The organism is Terrabacter sp. C0L_2 (genome assembly GCF_036352015.1).
GTDB classification, from domain to species: Bacteria; Actinomycetota; Actinomycetes; order Actinomycetales; family Dermatophilaceae; genus Terrabacter; species Terrabacter tumescens.
In genome coordinates, this window is the sequence record NZ_CP143557.1 from 2,035,713 (window position 1) to 2,055,177 (window position 19,465).

A 19,465-nucleotide genomic window follows, 5' to 3' on the forward strand; every position below is an offset into this window, starting at 1 on the left:
GGCCTCGCCCGGGTCACGTCCAGGGTGTGGTGACCCTGTCCGTGTCCCGGTGCGAAGTGGAGGGGGCCGGTCGGCTCAGCTGGCCGGCTTGACGGCGAGCGTGACCTCGACGTCCTGACGTGCACCGCTGCGGATGATCGTCAGCTTGGTCTTGTCGCCGGCGGTCATCTCGCGGATCTGGGCGACGAGGGCCGTGGCGGAGTCGACCCGCTGGCCGTCGACGGCGATGATGACGTCGCCGTTCTTGATGCCGGCGTTGGCGGCGGGCGTCCCGCTGCTCACGGAGACGACCTGGGCGCCGGCGCGCTTTGCGCTGCCGTCGGTGACGACCGTGTCGCGGGTGCTGACGCCGAGGAAGGCGTGCTCGGCCTTGCCGCTCCTGATCAGCTGGTCGGCGATGGACTTGGCCTCCTTGACGGGGATGGCGAAGCCGATGCCGATGTTGCCGCTCTGGCTGCCCTGGCTCTGGCCGAGCGAGGCGATCGAGCTGTTGATGCCGATGAGCTCGCCCTTGCCGTTGACGAGGGCGCCACCGGAGTTGCCGGGGTTGATCGCGGCCGACGTCTGGATGGCGTTCGTCACCACCTCGTCACCGGAGGACTGCTGCTGCCCGAAGGGGGACTCGCTCGACGTGCCGGTGCTGACGGGGCGGTTGAGGGCCGAGATGATGCCGGTCGTCACGGTGCCCGACAGCCCGAGCGGGTTGCCGACGGCCATGGCCGGGTCGCCGACCTTGAGCGCCTCGGAGTCGCCGAGGCTGATCGGGGTGAGGTCGGACGGGCCGTTGGTCAGCTTGATGACGGCGAGGTCGGTCGAGGCGTCGGTGCCGACGATGGTCGCGCCGAAGGTGCGGCCGTCACTCAGGGTCACGGTGATCGCGCCGTTGCCCGCGGCATCACCCACCACGTGGTTGTTGGTGAGGATGTGGCCGCTCTTGTCGAAGACGACGCCGGAGCCGGCCCCGGAGCCCTGCTGGGTCGTGACGTCGATGCTGACGACGCTGGGGGAGACCGCGGCGGCGACGGCGCTCCAGTCGGGCGCGGAGACGTTGCCCTGCACGACGGTGGGCGAGCTGTTCTGGTTGGAGTTCGTCGTCGCCGTGGCGGTGGGCGTCGAGGAGGTGCCGTTGTCACCGAGCTGGGTGACGGCATACGTCCCCCCGCTCGCGAGGACGGCGGCCAGCAGCGCGGTGACGGCGGTCTGCCCGACTCGGCGGTCGCGCTTCGGGGCGGGGCGGCTGCCCTCGCCCAGCGGCGGCGTCGGCGGGGCCGGGGGCGCGGGCGGTGCGGACTGGCTGTAGTAGCCGCCCTGCGGGATCTGCTGGGTGTGGTCCTCAGGTGCCAAGGTCATGGCTCCTCCTCGCTCTGGTCTGTTGCCTCCATCAGACCTACCCAGCTTTGGCGGGGGTTGTGGCCTTCCTAGGAATCGGCTGTGCCTTGCGCCGCGCCGTGCAGGCGGCTCTCGTCCGGGGCCCGGGGCTCGGGGGCGGGGAGCTCGAGGACGAACGTCGCTCCACCACCGGGGGTCTCGCGGACGCTGACGTGTCCGTCGTGCGCCTCGACGATCGCGTGCACGATGGCGAGGCCGAGGCCGTTGCCGCCGCCGCTGCCGCGGCTGCGCGAGCGGTCAGCGCGGTAGAAGCGCTCGAAGACGTCCGCCCGCTCACCGGGAGGTATGCCGTGTCCGTGGTCGCGCACGTGGAGTGCGACGTGCCCGGTGTCGACCCGACCGACGAGGATCTCGATCGGCGTGCCGGCGGGGGTGTGGACCCGCGCGTTGGTGACGAGGTTGGTCACGACCTGGCGCAGCTGCCGCTCGTCGGCCTGCAGCTCGGTCGGCTCGATGGGGCCGTCGATGCCCGTGGCGACGATGTGCCGGTCCGGCGCGATGGTGCGCGCGTCCTGGGCCGCGTCGGCGGCCAGCACGGCGAGGTCGACGGGCTGCAGCTCGAGCGGGCGCTCACCGTCGAGGCGGGCCAGGGTGAGCAGGTCCTCGACGAGCCCGCTCATCCGGTGCGCCTCGGACTCGATGCGGCCCATGGCCCCGGTCACGGCGTCGGCCGACGGGAGAGCGCCCTGCCGGTAGAGCTCGGCGTAGCCGCCGACGGCGGCCAGCGGAGTGCGCAGCTCGTGCGAGGCGTCGGCGATGAAGCGGCGCATCCGGGCCTCGTTGGCCTCCCGGACGGCGAAGCTCTGCTCGATGCGGGCGAGCATGGCGTTGAGCGACCGGGACAGCGAGGCGACCTCGTCGTCGGTGTCGGGCACCTCGACGCGCTGGGTCAGGTCCCCCACCGCGATCTGGGCCGCGGTGTCCTCGATCTGGGTCAATGGCCGGAAGGTACGGCGCACGAGGTACCAGCCGAGCACCGCCGTGATGATGAGGGTGATGGCCCCGATGCCCGCGGCGTAGAGCAGGAACTGGTTGACCGTCCGGTCGAGGGGTGTGAGCGGCAGGGCCAGGACGTAGATCTCGTTGCGCGTCTCGTTGAGCTGGGCGAGGGCGAGCCACTGGGCGTCGCCCTCGACGGACCCGATCTGGAAGGTGGTCCGCTTGGTCACCCTGGGGTCGTTGACCGTCAGGGTGGGCAGCTTGGCCGCGTTGGTCTCTGTGACGGCCTCACCGAGCGAGTCGGCCTTGCCGGTGCGCACGTCGATGACGCGGGTCGTGAAGCCGGTGGGCAGCTGAGGGCCGGCCTCGGCGAGCTCGGCGGGATCGATGGATGCCAGGCTCGCGGCGTAGACCTGGAGCTCCTTCTCCGTCTGGTTGACCAGGTAGACGCGCAGCAGGGCGCCGACGACGAGCGAGGTGACGGCGAGCGCCACGGCGATGAGCCCGAGGGTGACGGCGAGCAGTCGCCAGCGCAGCGGCATGGTGCGCAGGCGGGACAGCGGACGCTCCCGGCGGCCCGGTGGGGCGGTCGGCTCGGCGGTCACGTCGACCACCGCGTCAGGTCGTGGTCAGCTCAGGGGGCACGCGGAGAACGTAACCCACGCCGCGCTTGGTGTGGATGAGCGAGGGCCCGTCGGCGTCGATCTTGCGCCGCAGGTAGGAGATGTAGGACTCGACGATCCCGGACTCGCCGCGGAAGTCGTAGTCCCACACGTGGTCGAGGATCTGCAGCTTCGACAGGACCCGGTTGGGGTTGAGGAGCAGGTAGCGCAGCAGCTTGAACTCGGTGGGGGAGAGGTCGATGACGCGGCCCCCGCGGCGCACCTCGTGGGAGTCCTCGTTGAGCTCGAGGTCGTGGAAGCGCAGGGTGGCACCGTCGTCGGCCTGGCCGCGCGTGCGGCGCAGCACGGCGCGGATCCGGGCGATGACCTCCTCGAGGCTGAACGGCTTGGTCACGTAGTCGTCGCCGCCCACGGTGAGGCCCTGGATCTTGTCGCCCGTCGCGTCGCGTGCGGTGACGAAGACGATGGGCTGCTGGCGGCCGCGGTCGCGCAGGCGCCGCGTCACCTCGAAGCCGTCGACGTCGGGCAGCATGACGTCGAGCACGACGAGGTCGGGCTCGGACTCGGCGGCCATGGCGAGGGCGGTCGTGCCGTCACCGGCCGTCTCGACCTCGAAGCCGGCGAAGCGCAGCGATGTCGCGAGCAGCTCACGGATGTTCGGCTCGTCCTCGACGACGAGCAGCCGGGCCTCTGCGGTCGGGGCAGTCTGGGTGTCCACGAGAACAGTGTCGACACGTTTGCTGGGAGTTCGCTGGGAGTTCGTCGGATCCGCCGGCCTCGATGGGGCGGCGGTCGGTGCCCTACCGTGTGCGGCGATGACCTCCCTGCTGCTGCCCGCCGTCCTCGGCCTCGTCGTCGGCCTCGTCATGGGCGCGCTCGGCGGGGGCGGCGCCGTGATCGCGGTGCCCGTCCTCGTCTACCTGCTCGACCAGCCGATCCGCGAGGCGACGACCATCTCGCTCGTCGTCGTGCTCTTCGGCGCGGTGGTGGGCCTGGTCTCGATGCGCGGCGAGGGACGCGTCGACTGGCGCACCGGCCTCGTCTTCGGCGGGCTGGGCCTCGGCGGGTCGGTGCTCGGGGCGCGGCTCTCGGTCCTGGCCGACCCGCGCGTGCTCATGGCCGGTTTCGCGGTGCTGCTCGCCGTCGTCGGGGCCATCACGTGGCGCCATGCCCGACGGGACGAGACGGCGGCGCGACGCTCCGACGAGGTGTCGCTGACGCAGCTCGTGCCGACGGCGTTCGGGGTCGGCACGCTCACCGGCTTCTTCGGCGTCGGCGGTGGGTTCGTGACGGTGCCGGCGCTGGCGGTCGTCATGCGGCTGCCGGCGCTCGTCGCGACGTCGACGAGCCTCGTCGTCATCGCCGTCAACGCCGCCGCGGCGCTCGCCACCCGACTGCTCGGCGGCGGGGTGCCGGGCCTGCCCTGGGGCCTCGTGACGGTCTTCGCCGCCGCGACGGGCGCCGGCACCTGGGCCGGCAACCGCCTCGCGGGTCGGGCCCGCGGGGCGGTGCTGCTCCGGGCCTTCGCCGTCTTCCTCGTCGTGCTCGCCGTCGTCGTCGGGACCGAGGCCCTGCGCAGCTGAGCCTCAGAGGTCGTCGGCGTCGACGATCCGGTACGCGTAGCCCTGCTCGGCGAGGAAGCGCTGACGGTGCGCGGCGAAATCCGCGTCGACCGTGTCGCGCGACACGATCGTGTAGAAGTGCGCGGTCCGTCCGTCGCCCTTGGGGCGCAGCACGCGGCCGAGGCGCTGGGCCTCCTCCTGGCGCGAGCCGAACGTGCCGCTGATCTGGATCGCGACGCTGGCCTCGGGCAGGTCGATGGAGAAGTTCGCGACCTTGCTGACCACGAGCGTCGTGACCTCGCCGGTGCGGAACGCGTCGTAGAGGCGCTGGCGCTCCTTGACCGTCGTCTCGCCGGTGATCACCTCGGCGCCGAGCCGCTCGGCCACCTCGTGGAGCTGGTCGAGGTACTGCCCGATGACGAGCGTCGGCTCACCGGCGTGCTGCTTCGCGAGCTTCTCGACGACGGGCAGCTTGGCGTCCGAGCACGACGCGAGACGGTAGCGGTCCTCGGGCTCGCTGACGGCATACGCCAGCCGCTGGCTCTCGGGGAGGCTGACACGCACCTCCACGCAGTCGGCGGGAGCGATGTAGCCCTGCGCCTCGATGTCCTTCCACGGCGCGTCGAAGCGCTTCGGGCCGATGAGGCTGAAGACGTCGGCCTCGCGGCCGTCCTCGCGCACGAGGGTCGCCGTCAGGCCGAGCCGGCGGCGCGCCTGCAGGTCGGCCGTCATGCGGAAGATCGGCGCCGGCAGCAGGTGCACCTCGTCGTAGACCACGAGGCCCCAGTCGCGCGCGTCGAGCAGGTCGAGGTGGGCGTAGGCGCCCTTCCGCTTCGTCGTCAGCACCTGGTAGGTCGCGATGGTGACGGGACGGATCTCCTTGCGGGCGCCGGAGTACTCGCCGATCTCGTCCTCGGTCAGCGTGGTGCGCTTGAGCAGCTCGTCCTTCCACTGCCGCGCGCTGACGGTGTTGGTGACGAGGATGAGCGTCGTCGCCTTGGCCGCGGCCATCGCGCCCGCGCCGACGAGCGTCTTGCCCGCGCCGCAGGGGAGCACGACGACGCCCGAGCCGCCGTGCCAGAAGCCGTCGACGGCGTGCTGCTGGTAGGGCCGCAGGTGCCAGCCGTCCTGCTGGAGGTCGATCGGGTGCGCCTCGCCGTCGACGTAGCCGGCGAGGTCCTCGGCGGGCCAGCCGATCTTGAGCAGCTCCTGCTTGAGGGTGCCGCGCTCGCTCGGGTGCACGACGACGGCCAGGTCGTCGAGACGCTCGCCCGTCAGCGGCTTGATCTTCTTGTGCCGCAGCACCTCCTCGAGCACCGGGCGGTCCGTCGTGCGCAGCACGAGCCGGGTGCCCTCCTCGGAGTCGGCGAGCCCCTCCTTCTCGAGGGTCAGGCGGCCGTAGCGGTCCATCGTGTCGGCCACGTCGACGAGCAGGGCGTTCGGGACGGCATACCTGCTGTGCGTCATGAGGGCGTCGACGACCTGCTCGGCGTCGTGCCCAGCGGCGCGGGCGTTCCACAGGCCGAGGGGGGTGATCCGGTAGGTGTGCACGTGCTCGGGGGCGCGCTCGAGCTCGGCGAACGGCGCGATGGCGCGCCGAGCCGCCTCGGCGCTCGGGTGGTCGACCTCGAGGAGGAGGGTCTTGTCGCTCTGGACGATCAGGGGTCCGTCATTCATCGTGTGGGGACAACTCCGAGCGTGGGTCGAGGTATTCCGGCGGCCCCTGGACCGCGCCGATACATCGAACCGGCGGCGAGGGGCCTCGTGTGGCGTGGTGACAGTATGGGCGCATGCGATCCCCACAGGTCGAGGCGGCGACGGGGCTGCCACCGAAGGTGACGATCTACGAGGTCGGTCCGCGCGACGGCCTGCAGAACGAGAAGACCGTCGTGCCGTCCGCCACCAAGGTGGAGTTCATCCGCCGGCTCGAGGCCGCCGGGCTCGGCACCATCGAGACGACGTCGTTCGTGCCGGCGAAATGGGTGCCGCAGATGGGCGACGCCGAGGAGGTGCTCGCGGCCCTCGGCGCCGACGGGCTCGGCAGGCGGCGCCCCGCCCTCGTGCCCAACGAGCGCGGCCTCGACCGCGCCGAGGAGCTGGGCCTGACCGCGATCGCCATCTTCGGCTCGGCCACCGAGACCTTCGCGCAGAAGAACCTCAACCGGTCGGTCAGCGAGCAGTACGCCATGTTCGAGCCGGTCGTGAAGCGCGCGCTGGCCGACGACATGTGGGTGCGCGCCTACGTCTCCATGTGCTTCGGCGACCCGTGGGAGGGGCCGGTCCCGATCGAGCAGGTCGTCGACACGGCCGAGCGGCTCATGGACCTCGGCTGCCACGAGCTGAGCCTCGGCGACACGATCGGGGTCGGCACGACAGGCCACGTGCACCGGCTGCTCGAGGCGCTCGCCGCCCGGGGCATCGGCACCGACCGCGTCGCCGTGCACTTCCACGACACCTACGGGCAGGCGCTCGCCAACACCATGGCAGCCCTGCGCGACGGTGTCTCCGTCGTCGACGCGGCTGCCGGCGGCCTCGGCGGCTGCCCCTACGCCAAGTCGGCCACCGGCAACCTCGCCACCGAGGACCTCGTCTGGGCGCTGCACGGCGCCGGCGTCGAGACCGGGGTCGACCTCGACGCGCTCGTCGAGACGTCGGTGTGGATGGCCGGGCAGCTCGGCCGGCCGTCGCCGAGCAACGTCGTGCGCGCCCTCGCCGGCGCCTGAACGGTCCGACCGGCTGGAACGAACGCGGCTTTCAGCTCCAGGAGTGCGTCTCCTCGTGTCGGTCCGGCCGAGTGGCCCGCGTCAGGTGGGGGGCTGGTCCTTGGTGAGGTGGAGCAGCCAGTCGCGGTCGGTGCGGATCAGCGCGTAGCGCCGCGGCTCACCCCGGCCGTGGAGCACGAAGACGATGCGGTGGTCGTCGCGTGACTCCTCCTCCCACCAGCCGGTGTCGGCGACCGACTTGTGCTCGTCGGTGTAGCCGAGGTGGTCCATCGCGTGGTCGTCGACCGCGACCGCGAGCCGGTCGTGACGGCTCGACGTCGGCAGCCCCTTGGGCACCGCCCACGAGCGCAGCACACCGGCCTCCTCGAGCCGCAGGTCGAAGTGCGGTCGAGGCTTCCGATGGTCGTGGAGCACGTATGCCGGCTGGTGCCCTTCGCGGGATCCCTTGCCTCCCAAGGCCGCTCAGCCCTCGAGCGTCGCGCCGGTGATGCGGTGCACCGAGAAGGACTTCTCGTGGCCGGACTCGTCGGTGGCGCGCACGCGCCCGCCCTCGACCTTCTGGGGGTGGATGAGGTGGCGGCTCGTCGCGCCGTGGCCGTCGGAGTAGCCGATCCACACGCCGTGCCGGTCGGCGACGGCGTCGCGCAGCAGCGACAGCGTCACGACGGGGTCCATCGCCTGGATGCGCGGCCCCGCCCGCGTCTCGTCCTCGGTGCGCCGCTGGTCGGCGGTGGCCTCGGCGGCGCGGAGCCCGTCGACGAGCGACTGGGTGTAGGGCCGGTCGACGGGTGAGACGTTGGGCCCTGGACCCCGGCGGCGTGAGCCGGCCCGTCGGCGCGGGGTCTCGGCGTGCACGACCGTGCCGTCCTGCCCCTCGTGCACGGGCGCAAAACCGTTGTCGCGCAGCAGTTCCACGAGCACGCGTGGGTCGGCCGACGACACGAGGACGGTCGGCGCGAGCCGTCGCAGGCGCAGGGGAGCGAGGTCGCGCGAGGCGAGCATCGTGTCGAGCACGGCCTCGTCGTCGGAGCGGATGTAGGCGGCGGCCCCGCCGATGCGGGTCTGGCCGTGCTTGCGGGCGACGTCGGTCACGATGTACTCGAGCGGCTGCGGCACGGGCGTGCGGCTCGACCGGCGCACCGTCTCGGTGAAGTCGGCAGCGGTCCAGCCGGCGTCGAGCGCGCGGCGCACCGACTCGGGGGTGAACCGGTAGACCGTGGCGCCGCCGCGGGACTCGACGTCGGCCGCGAGGCGCATGAAGGAGCCGAGGCCGCCGACGAGGGGCCCCGGGGCGACGGCGGTCAGGTCGGCCTGGACGAGGATGTGGTCGACCGGCGAGGGCAGGTGGGCCGACATCGCGGCGGCCACGCTCTCGGCGACTTCCTCACCTGTCGGCGCCCCCGGCTCGTTCGAGGTGATCGTGGCACCGGCGCCGCTGTCGCCATCACCTCGACCGCGCCCGGCGCGCTTGCCGTTCGAGGTGATCGCGCCACCCGCCTTGCTGTCGCCATCACCTCGAACCGGGGGGACGAGGGGGGCGAGGGGGGCGACGAGCTGGCGACCGGCGTCGGACAGGGCGCCGCGGCCGGTGACGCCGAGCCACTCCGCCTCGCGCAGCACGGCCTCGACGGCCTCGTCGAGCACGGCAGCGGACCGGTTGGGCCGCCGCCACGCGAGGCGTTCGCGCAGCGAGGCGTGGTCGGGCGCCGATCCTGGCTCGAGCGAGGCGAGCTCGCGCAGCACCTCGCGCCGAATCGCACGGATCGCGGGCCACTGCACGTCGGGACCGAGCGCGTTGGCCGGGCCGGTGCCGGTGCTGCGTCGCCCGACGAGGTGCGGCGCGCGGGTCGAGGCGAACCAGGCCAGGGCCAGCGCGGCCCACCGGTGCCCGGCCTCGCTCGAGCTCCACTCGTCGATCTCCGACGTGGGAGCCCACACGGGCACGACCTCGCCGTCGTCGGCGACGAGGCCCGCGGCATACGCCAGCTCGACGACGAAGGCGGTGTGCTCGGGCTCGAGGTCGAGCGCCATCTGCGTGATGCGCAGGTCGCGGACCGACAGGCCGCCGGCGCGCAGCACGCGGGGCGGCTCGGCCCCCCAGGTGGCGGCGAGCTCGTCGACGTGGGTCAGGCACTCGCTCGCGGCGCCGCCCGCGGCCGCGTCGACGAGGGAGACCGAGCGCGCCTCGATCGCGGGAGGGGTCAGCTCGACGGACCGGTGCAGGCGTCCGTCGCGCAGCACGAGACCCACCTCGCGGGGCATCGCCACACGGTCGGTCGACACCGGCACGAGGAGGTGGTGCTCGAGCAGCCAGCGTGCGGTCGTGCGCCCCGGCTGCGCGGCGGGCAGCACGCCGAACGCCGGCCCCCACGTCATGCGCTCGAGCATGGCCCGCGAGTCGTCGGGAGCCTGCGCCACGGTGGCGCGGATGAGCTCGGGGTCGGCCTGCTCGGGCGGTGCCGACGGACGCAGCTCGCGCATCGGGGCGCCGAGCCCGGCGACCGACGTGCCGAGCACCTCGGGCACCGTGCGCACGACGTGGTAGCCGTCGGCGCCCTTCCAGAGCAGGGCCGAGCGCCAGAGGTCCTGCACGATCGTCTCGACCGTCGCGCGGTCATCGGTGCCGAGCAGGCGCAGCAGGTCGCTGCGGTCGGCCGCGTCGCCGGCCACGACGACGGCCTCGAGCACCTGGAGGTGGCCGCGGTCGAGCGCCTCGACGGCGCGCTGGACGCTGGCGCGGGTGCCGGCGCGGGCCGCGAGACCGGTGAGGTCGGCCGGAGCCGGGCGCGCGAGATCCGGGCGCGCGAGCACGAGGTCGATGAGCTCTGCGTCGCTGCGACCGCGGATGTCGTCGGCGAGGCTCCGGCTCGGGGTGGCCATCCTCCCAACCTACTGCCCGTCGCCGGCCGTTCCGCGTCCGTATGCCGTGGGGTGGCCTCGGGCCCGTGCGCTGGCCGCTAGCGTTGCCCCCATGAGCGCGCTCTCACCCGTGTCACCCGCCGAGCCCGTGCCGGCGCACCCGACCGGGGAGCAGTGGACCATCGGCCACGGCCCGTTCGAGGCCACCGTCGTCGAGGTCGGCGGGGGACTGCGGACCCTGACCCGCGACGGCGTCGACCTCGTCGCGGGCTATGCCGCCGACGAGGCCTGCGCGTCCGGTCGCGGGCAGCAGCTCATGCCCTGGCCCAATCGGATCCGCGACGGCCGCTACACCTTCGACGGCACCGAGCACCAGCTGTCGGTCACCGAGGTCCCGCGCAGCAACGCCAGCCACGGCCTCGTCCGCTGGGCGCTCTGGGAGCTCGTCGAGCTCGAGGACGACCGCGTGACCGTCGGCTACCGCCTGCACCCGCAGCCCGGCTGGGACCACTTCCTCGACCTGCGCACCACCTACCTGCTCGACGACTCCGGGCTCGTCGTGACGACCGCGGCCCGCAACGTCGGACCGTCCGCCGCGCCCTTCGGCTACGGCGCCCACCCCTACCTCGCCATCGGCGACACGCAGCTGACCGACGTGCGGCTGCGCATCCCGGCCGAGACGTGGGTCGAGGTCGACGAGCGGCTGCTGCCGGCCGCGACCCACCCGGTCGACGGCGGTGACTACGACTTCCGCAGCGCCCACGCCGTCGACGGCGCGCGCCTCGACACCGCCTACACCGACGTCCTGCGCGACGAGGACGGCATGTGGCGCTGCACCGTGTCGGCGGCCGACCGCGCGACGACCCTCTGGGCCGACGAGTCCTTCCCGTGGCTGCAGGTCTTCACCGCCATCGCCGAGGACCGCAAGGGTGAGGTCGGCATCGCCGTCGAGCCGATGAGCTGCCCTGCCGACGCCTTCAACTCCGGCGACGCCCTCGTCGTGCTCGCGCCGGGCGAGGAGTGGTCCGGCGTCTGGGGCATCTCCCCGGCCTGAGCAGCGGAGGTGCAGCGACGCCGGGGGGATCAGCGGCCGAGCAGCACGTCCGACGTGTGCTCGAGCGCCTGACGCGCGTAGCCCCGCCACATCCGGCCGACGAGCGGCAGGACGCGGGCGGCATACGCGCTCGTCGGGTGCAGCGTCCAGCTCCACGTGATGAGCACGCCCGTCCCCACGGGGGCGAAGGCCCAGCGGCCGTCGACGTGCGAGACGAGCGGCTTGAAGGCGCCCGTGAAGTCGGTCAGGACGTAGTCGAAGCGCTCCGGGCGCACGACCTCGGTCAGCCGCTCGCGCATCGTGCCGCCGTCCGAGGTCACGATCGTCCGGGTCTGCCCGACCGTGCCCCAGGGACCGGACTGGTCGCGGACCTCGCGGATGGGCGGGAGCAGGCCGTAGCGGCGTGACATGAGGTCGGTGAGCGGATGGCCGATCAGCCGGTCGAAGGCGGCGCCGACCTCGACGGGCACGGCGCGCGAGGACTCGAGGTGCAGGGACGAGGGCATGGTCCAGCGTAGGGCGGCTCGTGCGCGGCCGGGGGCTTCCGACAGGGCTGGTGCCGGGCCTGCCGGTGGCGTGGCCCGAACGTGCGCGGCGGCGAATTCGGTTTGCTCCGAGCCGTTAGGCTGGAGCAGAGCGCAAGGAGCGCCATCGAGTCGTGCCGTCGGACGGCCGACCGAGATCTGAACGAGGTGGACTGTGCCGACTGGCAAGGTCAGGTTCTACGACGCGGACAAGGGCTTCGGATTCATCTCCGAGGACTCCGGCGCGGACGTCTTCCTGCACGCGAACGCGCTCCCGGAGGGCGTCACGACCCTGAAGAAGGGCGTGCGCGTGGAGTTCGGCATCGTCGAGGGGCGCAAGGGCGCCCAGGCGCTGTCGGTCAAGATCCTCGACCCGGTCCAGTCCGTCGCCGCCAACAAGTCCGCGCAGACCCGCCGCACCCCGGAGGAGCTCGTCGTCATCATCGAGGACGTCGTGCAGCTGCTCGACGGCGTCGGTGAGGGCTACCGCGCCGGACGCCGCCCCGACCGCAAGCTCGCCTCCAACGTCGCCCGCGCCCTGCGCGGCCTCGCGGACGAGCTGGAGAAGTGAGCTGATGACCGTCACCGCCCCCAAGACGGACGCCGTGCTGCTGGCCGCGTCCGACCTCGCCCGCAGCGTCCTCGAGGAGGTCGCCGAGCCGGGAACCATCGGCGCCCACCTCGGCATGGACCTGCTCGAGGAGCGCCTCGGCATGCACTGGTTCGAGTGCACGTCGCCGGGCTATCGCGGGTGGCGGTGGGGCGTCAGCGTCGCCCGGGTGCCGCGCGCCAAGGTCGCGACGGTCTGCGAGACCAACCTGCTCCCCGGCCCCGACGCCGTCCTGGCCCCCGAGTGGCTGCCGTATGCCGACCGGCTCGCTCCCGGCGACCTCGGCGCCGGCGACGTGCTGCCGTTCCGTCCCGACGATCCCAACCTCGAGGCCGGCTTCGAGGCGACGGGCGAGGAGGACGTCGACCAGATGGCCTTCTTCGAGCTCGGTCTCGGCCGCCCCCGGGTGCTCTCGGCGGAGGGCCGTGAGGCCGCCGCGACCCGGTGGTACTCCGGCGACAACGGCCCGACCTCCGAGGTGGCCGCCAAGGCCACCGAGCACTGCTCGACCTGCGGCTACTTCCTGCCCATGGCCGGTGCGCTGCGCGTGACCTTCGGGGTCTGCGCCAACGAGTGGAGCCCGTCCGACGGTCGCGTCGTCACGCTCGACCACGGCTGCGGCGCGCACTCCGAGACCGACATGGACCACCCCGAGCCGATGCCGGTCGGCGAGCCGATCGTCGACGAGTTCGCCGTCGACGTCGAGCCCGCCGAGCGTCCCACGCAGCGGGACCAGGACGAGTCGCCGACCGCCACGACGGACGAGGCGTCCGACGACACCACGGACGACACCACGGACGACACCACGGACGGGGCCACGGACGAAGCCCCGGACGCGTCTCCGGGTGAGACACCCGCGGAGGACCAGCCCGCCGAGGAGCAGCACGGCTCGGACGACCCCGTCACCGACTGACGGCAGGTCCAGCGCGACGAACCACCCGGCGCACCCGGGTGGTTCGTGCTGTCCGGGGGCGGCTCAGGCGGCGTCGCGGGCGTTGCCGCGACCGCGACGGACGTAGGCCCAGCCGATCCCGCCGAGCACGAGACCGGCCACGCAGGTCCACGGCCACCAGTCACGGTCGCCCTGGTGCAGGGCGGGCACGACGAGCGTGACGACGAGGGCGAGCAGCCACACGGCGAGGCCGACCTCGATGATCCGCAGCATCGGCACGTGCAGCGGCTCGATCTGCTCGGGCGTCGCCGGCTCGGTCGCGCCGGCCTGCACGTCGGGCCTGGTCTCGTCGCTCACGATGACAGCCTAGGGTCTCGTCACACGCGCGAAACGCGCCGCCACTAAGGTGTGCGCCATGTCGACGGATACGCGCACCACCCCCACACCGACCCGGTCTGGGCTCGACGGCTTCTTCAAGATCACCGAGCGCGGGTCCACCGTCGCCCGTGAGGTCCGAGGCGGCATCGTCACCTTCTTCACGATGGTCTACATCGTGGTCCTCAACCCCATCATCCTCTCGGGCGTCGTCGACGGCTCGGGCACGATGATCGGCGGCACCACCGACCTCGTGCGCAGCAAGCTGCTCGTCGCGGTGGGCACGGCGGTCGTCGCGGGCGTCATGTCGATCCTCATGGGGCTCGTCGCGAACTTCCCGATCGCGCTCGCCGCGGGCCTCGGCATCAACGGCCTCATCACGGGCATGGTGCTGACCCACTCGGCCGAGAAGATCACCTTCGCCGACCTCATGGGCCTCGTCGTGATCGAGGGCGTCATCATCCTCGTCCTCGTGCTGACCGGCTTCCGCAAGGCCGTCTTCAGGGCCATCCCCGGCCCGCTCAAGGTCGCGATCTCGGTCGGCATCGGCCTGTTCATCGCCTACATCGGCGTCATCGACGCCGGCTTCGCGCGCCGTCCCACCTCGCCCGGCTCGGTCCCGAGCGAGCTCGGCATCGGGGGCAGCCTCGACGGCTGGCCGACCCTCGTCTTCGTCGTCGGCGTCTTCCTCATCGCCGTCCTGCTCATCCGCAAGGTCAAGGGCGCGATCCTCATCGGCATCGTCGCCGCGACCGTGCTCGCGATGGCCCTCGAGGCGATCTTCAAGATCGGTCCGCGCGTCTTCGACGACAAGGGCGCCCTGACCAACCCGTCCGCGTGGGCCCTCACCGTGCCCAAGCTGCCGGACTCGATCACCAACACCCCCGACCTCGGCATCCTCGGCCAGTTCAGCCTGCTCGGGTCGTTCCAGAAGATCGGCATCGTCACGGCCGTGATGTTCGTCTTCTCGCTGCTGCTCGCCGACTTCTTCGACACGATGGGCACCGTCGTGGCGATCGGCACCGAGGCCAAGCTGCTCGACGAGGACGGCAACCCGCCCCACACCGACCGCATCCTCGTCGTCGACTCGGTGGCGGCCATCGCCGGTGGTGCCGGTGGCGTCAGCAGCAACACGTCCTACATCGAGTCGGCGTCCGGCGTCGAGGAGGGCGCCCGCACGGGTCTCGCGTCCGTCGTGACCGGTGTGCTGTTCCTGCTCGCGACGTTCCTCGCCCCGCTCTTCGCGGTCGTGCCGTCGGAGGCCGCGGCCCCGGCGCTCGTCATCGTCGGCTTCCTCATGATGACCCAGGTCAAGAACATCGAGTGGGACGACATGGAGATCGCCCTCCCGGCGTTCCTCACGATCGTGCTCATGCCCTTCACCTACAACATCACCGTCGGCATCGGTGCGGGCTTCATCGCCTGGGTGCTCGTCAAGATGGCCCGCGGCAAGACGCGCGAGCTGCACCCGCTCATGTGGGTGGTCGCCGCCTTCTTCGTCATCTACTTCGTCAAGGCGCCGCTGGAGTCGATGCTCTCCTGACCGCGCCCGACGCCGAACGACGGTGAGGCCCCCTTCCCGACCGGGACGGGGGCCTCACCCGTTGCTCAGCCCATCGTGCTCCGGACCCGGGCCACGCCCTCGGGGCTGCCGAACCACACGCGCGCGTCGGCCTCGCCGGCGAAGCCGGCCGTGCCGACGGGCGCCGCGAAGGTGCACACCGTGACGGGCACGCCCTCGGCCGAGCCGGCGCACTCGCCGACGTTCTGCACCGATCCTGCGGGCATCTCGTCGGCGGATGGTGCGGCGGTCCCGGTCCCGGTGGCGGGAGCGCCGCCGGGCCAGAGGTCGATCGAGATCTCCGCGCCGGGCGGCAGCTCGCACACCGAGAGCCGGTCGAGCTCGGACGCTCGGAAAGGGCCGGCGGTGGGGCAGCTGACGCCCGAGACCGTCGTGCCCGGCGCGCCGTCCGGGGCGGCCGCGCACCCGGAGAGGCAGACGGCCGCCACGGCGACGGCGACAGCGCTGGAGCGGTGCAGGGCCAGTGAGGTGCGGTGTGTCATCGGCGTTCCCCCCCCTGTGTCGGTGCTCAGACCGTAGGACACGCGGCGGCCCCGGATCGATCCATCCGTCCGGGTCTGTCCAAGGTCGGGAATGGTTAGCCGAGGTAATGAGTTAGGCTAAACATCTGCCGACTGTACTTCCGAGGATCCGCTCTTGACTGCAAAGAACCCCACCGCCCACCTCTCCCGGGCCGAGCTCGTCTCGCTCTCCAACGACATCCGACTGGCCTGCATGCGCATCTCGCGCCGGGTCCGCTTCGAGTCCGACCGTGAGCTGCCGCCGCACCAGTTCTCGGTGCTGTGCCGCCTCGAGGGCGTCGCACGCACCAACAGCGAGCTGGCCGACATCGAGCGCGTCTCGGCTCCGAGCATGAAGCGCACGACGAACATGCTCGTCGAGCGGGGCTACGTCTCTCGGGCCGACGACCCCACCGACGGCCGGCAGGTGATCCTGTCGCTGACCCAGGAGGGCGGCAAGGCGCTGCGCCGCATCCGGCGCCACCGCGACGAGTGGATGCTCGAGCGGTTCGAGACGCTGACGGACGAGGAGCGGGAACTGCTCCAGCGCGCCGCCGCCGTGCTGGGGAAGGTGGCCTCCAAGTGAGCCCCACCTTCCACTCGCTCTCCATCCCCAACTACCGCATCTACGCCTCGGGCGCGATCGTCTCCAACGTCGGCACCTGGATGGGTCGGGTCGCCCAGGACTGGCTCGTGCTCACCGTGCTGACCGACCACTCCTCGACGGCGCTCGGCATCGTCACGGGCCTGCAGTTCCTGCCGTTCCTCATCCTCGCGCCGTTCGCGGGGATGCTCGTCGACCGCTTCCCCAAGCGCCGCATCCTCTTCCTCACCCAGACGGCCCTGCTCGTGACGGCGCTGCTGCTCGCGGTCCTCACCGCCGCCGGCGTCGTGGAGCTCTGGCACGTCTACGCCCTCGCGTTCCTGCAGGGCGTCGCGACGGCCGTCGACAACCCGGCTCGTCAGACGTTCGTGTCCGAGATGGTCGACACCGAGCACCTGCCGAACGCCGTCGCGCTCAACAGCGCGTCGTTCAACCTCGGCCGCCTCGTCGGTCCCGCCGTCGCCGGTCTCGTCATCGCCTGGTTCGGCATCGCACCGGCGCTCTACGTCAACGCGGCGACGTTCGTCTTCGTCCTCGTGGCGCTGCTGCGGATGAACACGCGGCTGCTCACCCCCTCGCCCCGCGCCCGCGGCAAGGGACAGATCCGCGAGGGCCTGCGCTACGTCAAGGGACGGCCCGACCTCATCCTCATCATGGCGCTCGTCTTCGTGCTCGGGACCTTCGGCATGAACTTCCAGCTCACGATGGCGCTCATGGCGACCAAGGTCTTCGACAAGGGGCCGGGGGAGTACGGTCTGCTCGGCTCGATCATGGCCGTCGGGTCGCTCACCGCGGCCCTGCTGTCGGCCCGGCGGGCCCGTCCGCGCCTGCGCGTGCTGCTCGTCGCCCTCGTCGGCTTCACCGTGTCGACGGCCCTGCTCTCGACGGCGCCGAACTACGTCATGTTCGCGATCTACCTTGTGCCCACGGGTCTTGCTGCCCTGACCGCGCTGACCACGGCCAACGCCATGGTCCAGGTCAGCGTCGACCCCGTCATGCGGGGACGCGTCATGGCGCTCTACATGGCCATCTTCATGGGCGGCACCCCCGTCGGTGCGCCCGTGATCGGCTGGATCGGCGACGTGTGGGGTCCGCGCTGGACCATCGCCATCGGCACCGTCGCCGTCGGTCTCAGCCTGGTCGCGGTGGCTCTCTGGGTCGCACGTCGGCAGAATGTCGCGGTGACCTTCCAGACGCAGCGCCGCCCGCGCCTTCGCATCCAGCTCGCCTCGGCGATGCCCACCGCACCCGAGGCCATGAAGTGAACTTCAAGTTCCGTCACCGCATCACGGTCGCGGCGCTCCTGCTCTTCATCGTGATCGCCGTGGTGGCGGCCCTCGTCAACCGCTGAAACGGCCCAGCGCCGCCTGCCGACGTCGGCAGGCGGCGCTGGTCGTCACGGGGCCTCGTGCCCCGAGGCTGCAGCGTCAGGGACGGTCAGGCGTCCACGATGACGGGGATGATGAGCGGGCTGCGGCGTGCCTGGCGGTGGACCCACGTCGACATGGCGCGGCGCACGAGCTCCTCGACCTGCTCGATGTCCTCGATGCCCTCCTTGGTCGCCGTGGTGAGCGCCTTCTGGATGGCGGGCGTGGCCTTGGCGAAGTCGCCCGGCTCGTGCTCGAACCCGTGGGCGAGGTAGTCGGGCTCCTCGGTGAGCTTGCCGGTCTCGGGGTCGACGATGCAGACGATGGTGATGACCCCCTCCTCGGCGAGGGTGCGTCGCACGTGGAGGGACTCCTCTGTCGCTCCGCCGACGGTCATCGCGTCGACGTAGACGAGCCCGGCCGGCACGGTGCCGGTGATGCTCGCCCGTCCGTCGACGAGGTCGACGACGGCGCCGTCGTGCGCGATGAGGGCCTGCTTGGCGTCGACCCCGGTGCGGATGGCGATGTCGGCGTTGGCCCGCAGGTGGCGCCACTCGCCGTGGACCGGCAGGACGTTGGAGGGCTGCACGATGTTGTAGCAGTAGGCCAGCTCGCCGGCGCTGGCGTGGCCCGAGACGTGCACCTTGGCGTTGCCCTTGTGCACGACGTTGGCACCCCATCGGGTCAGCTCGTTGATCACCCGGTAGATGGCGTTCTCGTTGCCGGGGATGAGGGAGCTGGCGAGCAGCACGGTGTCGCCCTCGGTGATGCGGATGGGGTGGTCGCGGTTGGCCATCCGTGACAGCGCGGCGAGGGGCTCGCCCTGCGACCCCGTGCAGATCAGGGCGATCTGGTTCGCGGGCAGGCGCTCGAGCTGCTTGAGGTCGACGACCAGGCCCTTGGGGATGTCGAGGTAGCCGAGCTCGGCCGCGATGCCCATGTTGCGCACCATGGACCGGCCGACGAAGGCCACCTTGCGGCCGTGGTCACGGGCCGCGTCGAGCACCTGCTGGATGCGGTGGACGTGGCTGGCGAAGCTCGACACGATGACCCGGCCGGGCGTCGTCCGGAAGACGGCCTCGATGGCGGGGGACAGCTCGCCCTCGGACACGGTGAAGCCCGGGACCTCCGCGTTGGTCGAGTCGACGAGGAAGAGGTCGACGCCCTCCTCGCCGAGGCGGGCGAAGGCGCGAAGGTCGGTGACCCGGCCGTCGAGCGGGAACTGGTCCATCTTGAAGTCACCGGTGTGCAGCACGAGGCCGGCGGCGGTGCGGATCGCGACGGCGAGCCCGTCGGGGATCGAGTGGTTGACGGCGACGAACTCGCAGTCGAAGGGCCCGAAGCTGCGTCGCTCGTCCTCCTTCACCTGCACGGTGACGGGGGTGATGCGGTGCTCCTTGAGCTTCGCCTCGAGGAAGGCGAGCGTCAGGCGCGAGCCGACGACGGGGATGTCCGGCCGCTCCCGGAGCAGGTAGGGCACTCCGCCGATGTGGTCCTCGTGCCCGTGCGTCAGCACGATGGCGTCGACCTTGTCGAGACGGTCACGGATCCAGGAGAAGTCGGGCAGGATCACGTCGACGCCCGGCTGGTGCTCCTCGGGGAAGAGCACGCCGCAGTCGACGACGAGCAGCCGTCCGGCGTGCTCGAAGACCGTCATGTTGCGGCCGATCTCCCCGAGGCCACCCAGCGGGACGATCCGCAGGCCGTCGCGTGCGAGCGCGGGGAGCTCCTGGGAACGCCGGGGGCCACGTCCCCGGCCACGGGACTGCCGCCCGCGACCGCCGCCGGAGCTCACAGGCCCGTTCCGGGACGGGAGCTGGCGGCGTGCTGGCCTGAGGGTGCGGGGGCCCGTCGGGTGGCGG

The 19,465-nt window shown here is 72.1% G+C and carries 18 protein-coding genes; 8 read left to right on the forward strand and 10 right to left on the reverse strand.

Features of this window, described 5'->3' with window-relative positions:
- Positions 1-75: 75 nt before the first annotated feature.
- The 3 genes from U5C87_RS09470 to U5C87_RS09480 all read right to left on the reverse strand — a co-directional run bounded on the left by U5C87_RS09470 (position 76) and on the right by U5C87_RS09480 (position 3,669).
- Positions 76-1,350 (reverse strand): S1C family serine protease, encoded by a 1,275-nt coding sequence (locus U5C87_RS09470; protein WP_330476327.1) that lies wholly within the window; start codon positions 1,348-1,350, stop codon positions 76-78.
- Between the two features lie 68 nt (positions 1,351-1,418).
- Positions 1,419-2,933, reverse strand: coding sequence for a sensor histidine kinase (locus tag U5C87_RS09475; RefSeq protein ID WP_330476328.1), 1,515 nt, complete (start codon positions 2,931-2,933; stop codon positions 1,419-1,421).
- Positions 2,934-2,946: 13 nt separating this feature from the next.
- Positions 2,947-3,669, reverse strand: coding sequence for a response regulator transcription factor (locus U5C87_RS09480; protein ID WP_330476329.1), 723 nt, complete (start codon positions 3,667-3,669; stop codon positions 2,947-2,949).
- Between the two features lie 97 nt (positions 3,670-3,766).
- Here U5C87_RS09480 and U5C87_RS09485 point away from each other — a divergent pair, with 97 nt between their 5' ends.
- Positions 3,767-4,534, forward strand: a complete 768-nt coding sequence (locus U5C87_RS09485) for a sulfite exporter TauE/SafE family protein (RefSeq protein WP_330476330.1) — start codon at positions 3,767-3,769, stop codon at positions 4,532-4,534.
- A 3-nt stretch (positions 4,535-4,537) separates the two neighbouring features.
- On the opposite strand, the gene U5C87_RS09490 is transcribed toward U5C87_RS09485, so the two are convergent.
- On the reverse strand, positions 4,538-6,190 hold the full coding sequence (locus U5C87_RS09490) for a DNA repair helicase XPB (RefSeq protein ID WP_330476331.1): 1,653 nt from the start codon (positions 6,188-6,190) through the stop codon (positions 4,538-4,540).
- Positions 6,191-6,303: 113 nt separating this feature from the next.
- On the opposite strand from U5C87_RS09490, the gene U5C87_RS09495 reads away from it, so the two are divergent.
- Positions 6,304-7,236 (forward strand): hydroxymethylglutaryl-CoA lyase, encoded by a 933-nt coding sequence (locus U5C87_RS09495; protein ID WP_330476332.1) that lies wholly within the window; start codon positions 6,304-6,306, stop codon positions 7,234-7,236.
- 81 nt (positions 7,237-7,317) lie between these two features.
- Here the strand turns inward: U5C87_RS09495 and U5C87_RS09500 are convergent, their stop codons facing one another.
- Together U5C87_RS09500 and U5C87_RS09505 are read right to left on the reverse strand one after the other, a co-directional pair.
- Positions 7,318-7,692, reverse strand: coding sequence for a DNA polymerase ligase N-terminal domain-containing protein (locus U5C87_RS09500; protein ID WP_330476333.1), 375 nt, complete (start codon positions 7,690-7,692; stop codon positions 7,318-7,320).
- Between the two features lie 6 nt (positions 7,693-7,698).
- Positions 7,699-10,116, reverse strand: coding sequence for a helicase-associated domain-containing protein (locus U5C87_RS09505; protein WP_330476334.1), 2,418 nt, complete (start codon positions 10,114-10,116; stop codon positions 7,699-7,701).
- 91 nt (positions 10,117-10,207) lie between these two features.
- On the opposite strand from U5C87_RS09505, the gene U5C87_RS09510 reads away from it, so the two are divergent.
- Positions 10,208-11,149, forward strand: coding sequence for an aldose 1-epimerase family protein (locus U5C87_RS09510; protein ID WP_330476335.1), 942 nt, complete (start codon positions 10,208-10,210; stop codon positions 11,147-11,149).
- 29 nt (positions 11,150-11,178) lie between these two features.
- Here the strand turns inward: U5C87_RS09510 and U5C87_RS09515 are convergent, their stop codons facing one another.
- The gene (locus U5C87_RS09515) at positions 11,179-11,655 is read right to left on the reverse strand and encodes an SRPBCC family protein (RefSeq protein ID WP_330476336.1); all 477 of its coding nucleotides are present in this window, start codon (positions 11,653-11,655) and stop codon (positions 11,179-11,181) included.
- 193 nt (positions 11,656-11,848) lie between these two features.
- Between U5C87_RS09515 and U5C87_RS09520 the strand changes: the two genes are divergently transcribed.
- Positions 11,849-12,244 (forward strand): cold-shock protein, encoded by a 396-nt coding sequence (locus U5C87_RS09520; RefSeq protein WP_330476337.1) that lies wholly within the window; start codon positions 11,849-11,851, stop codon positions 12,242-12,244.
- 4 nt (positions 12,245-12,248) lie between these two features.
- Positions 12,249-13,196, forward strand: coding sequence for a DUF3027 domain-containing protein (locus tag U5C87_RS09525; protein ID WP_330476338.1), 948 nt, complete (start codon positions 12,249-12,251; stop codon positions 13,194-13,196).
- 63 nt (positions 13,197-13,259) lie between these two features.
- On the opposite strand, the gene U5C87_RS09530 is transcribed toward U5C87_RS09525, so the two are convergent.
- Positions 13,260-13,532 carry a DUF2530 domain-containing protein gene (locus tag U5C87_RS09530; RefSeq protein ID WP_330476339.1) on the reverse strand — a complete coding sequence of 91 codons (273 nt, stop codon included), beginning with the start codon at positions 13,530-13,532 and terminating at the stop codon, positions 13,260-13,262.
- A 58-nt stretch (positions 13,533-13,590) separates the two neighbouring features.
- On the opposite strand from U5C87_RS09530, the gene U5C87_RS09535 reads away from it, so the two are divergent.
- A complete protein-coding gene (locus U5C87_RS09535; RefSeq protein WP_030196131.1) occupies positions 13,591-15,093 on the forward strand; it encodes an NCS2 family permease in 1,503 nt (500 codons plus the stop codon).
- Positions 15,094-15,158: 65 nt separating this feature from the next.
- On the opposite strand, the gene U5C87_RS09540 is transcribed toward U5C87_RS09535, so the two are convergent.
- Complete coding sequence (locus U5C87_RS09540) at positions 15,159-15,614, reverse strand: hypothetical protein (protein ID WP_330476340.1); 456 nt, start codon at positions 15,612-15,614, stop codon at positions 15,159-15,161.
- A gap of 154 nt (positions 15,615-15,768) precedes the next feature.
- Here U5C87_RS09540 and U5C87_RS09545 point away from each other — a divergent pair, with 154 nt between their 5' ends.
- Positions 15,769-16,218: a MarR family winged helix-turn-helix transcriptional regulator gene (locus tag U5C87_RS09545; RefSeq protein ID WP_330476341.1), complete on the forward strand. Its 450-nt coding sequence runs from the start codon at positions 15,769-15,771 to the stop codon at positions 16,216-16,218.
- Positions 16,215-17,501, forward strand: a complete 1,287-nt coding sequence (locus U5C87_RS09550; protein ID WP_330476342.1) for an MFS transporter — start codon at positions 16,215-16,217, stop codon at positions 17,499-17,501. Before U5C87_RS09545 ends, U5C87_RS09550 begins: the two co-directional genes overlap by 4 nt.
- A 172-nt stretch (positions 17,502-17,673) precedes the next feature.
- On the opposite strand, the gene U5C87_RS09555 is transcribed toward U5C87_RS09550, so the two are convergent.
- Positions 17,674-19,398: a ribonuclease J gene (locus tag U5C87_RS09555; RefSeq protein ID WP_330476343.1), complete on the reverse strand. Its 1,725-nt coding sequence runs from the start codon at positions 19,396-19,398 to the stop codon at positions 17,674-17,676.
- Positions 19,399-19,465: the final 67 nt, after the last annotated feature.

What these genes read in the sequence shown, in the direction of transcription:
- U5C87_RS09495 (WP_330476332.1), top strand. Translation starts at nt 6,304, where the DNA reads ATGCGATCCCCACAGGTCGAGGCGGCGACGGGGCTGCCACCGAAGGTG.
- U5C87_RS09510 (WP_330476335.1), top strand. Translation starts at nt 10,208, where the DNA reads ATGAGCGCGCTCTCACCCGTGTCACCCGCCGAGCCCGTGCCGGCGCAC.
- U5C87_RS09485 (WP_330476330.1), top strand. Translation starts at nt 3,767, where the DNA reads ATGACCTCCCTGCTGCTGCCCGCCGTCCTCGGCCTCGTCGTCGGCCTC.
- U5C87_RS09515 (WP_330476336.1), bottom strand. Translation starts at nt 11,655, where the DNA reads ATGCCCTCGTCCCTGCACCTCGAGTCCTCGCGCGCCGTGCCCGTCGAG.
- U5C87_RS09470 (WP_330476327.1), bottom strand. Translation starts at nt 1,350, where the DNA reads ATGACCTTGGCACCTGAGGACCACACCCAGCAGATCCCGCAGGGCGGC.
- U5C87_RS09525 (WP_330476338.1), top strand. Translation starts at nt 12,249, where the DNA reads ATGACCGTCACCGCCCCCAAGACGGACGCCGTGCTGCTGGCCGCGTCC.
- U5C87_RS09540 (WP_330476340.1), bottom strand. Translation starts at nt 15,614, where the DNA reads ATGACACACCGCACCTCACTGGCCCTGCACCGCTCCAGCGCTGTCGCC.
- U5C87_RS09535 (WP_030196131.1), top strand. Translation starts at nt 13,591, where the DNA reads ATGTCGACGGATACGCGCACCACCCCCACACCGACCCGGTCTGGGCTC.
- U5C87_RS09505 (WP_330476334.1), bottom strand. Translation starts at nt 10,116, where the DNA reads ATGGCCACCCCGAGCCGGAGCCTCGCCGACGACATCCGCGGTCGCAGC.
- U5C87_RS09490 (WP_330476331.1), bottom strand. Translation starts at nt 6,190, where the DNA reads ATGAATGACGGACCCCTGATCGTCCAGAGCGACAAGACCCTCCTCCTC.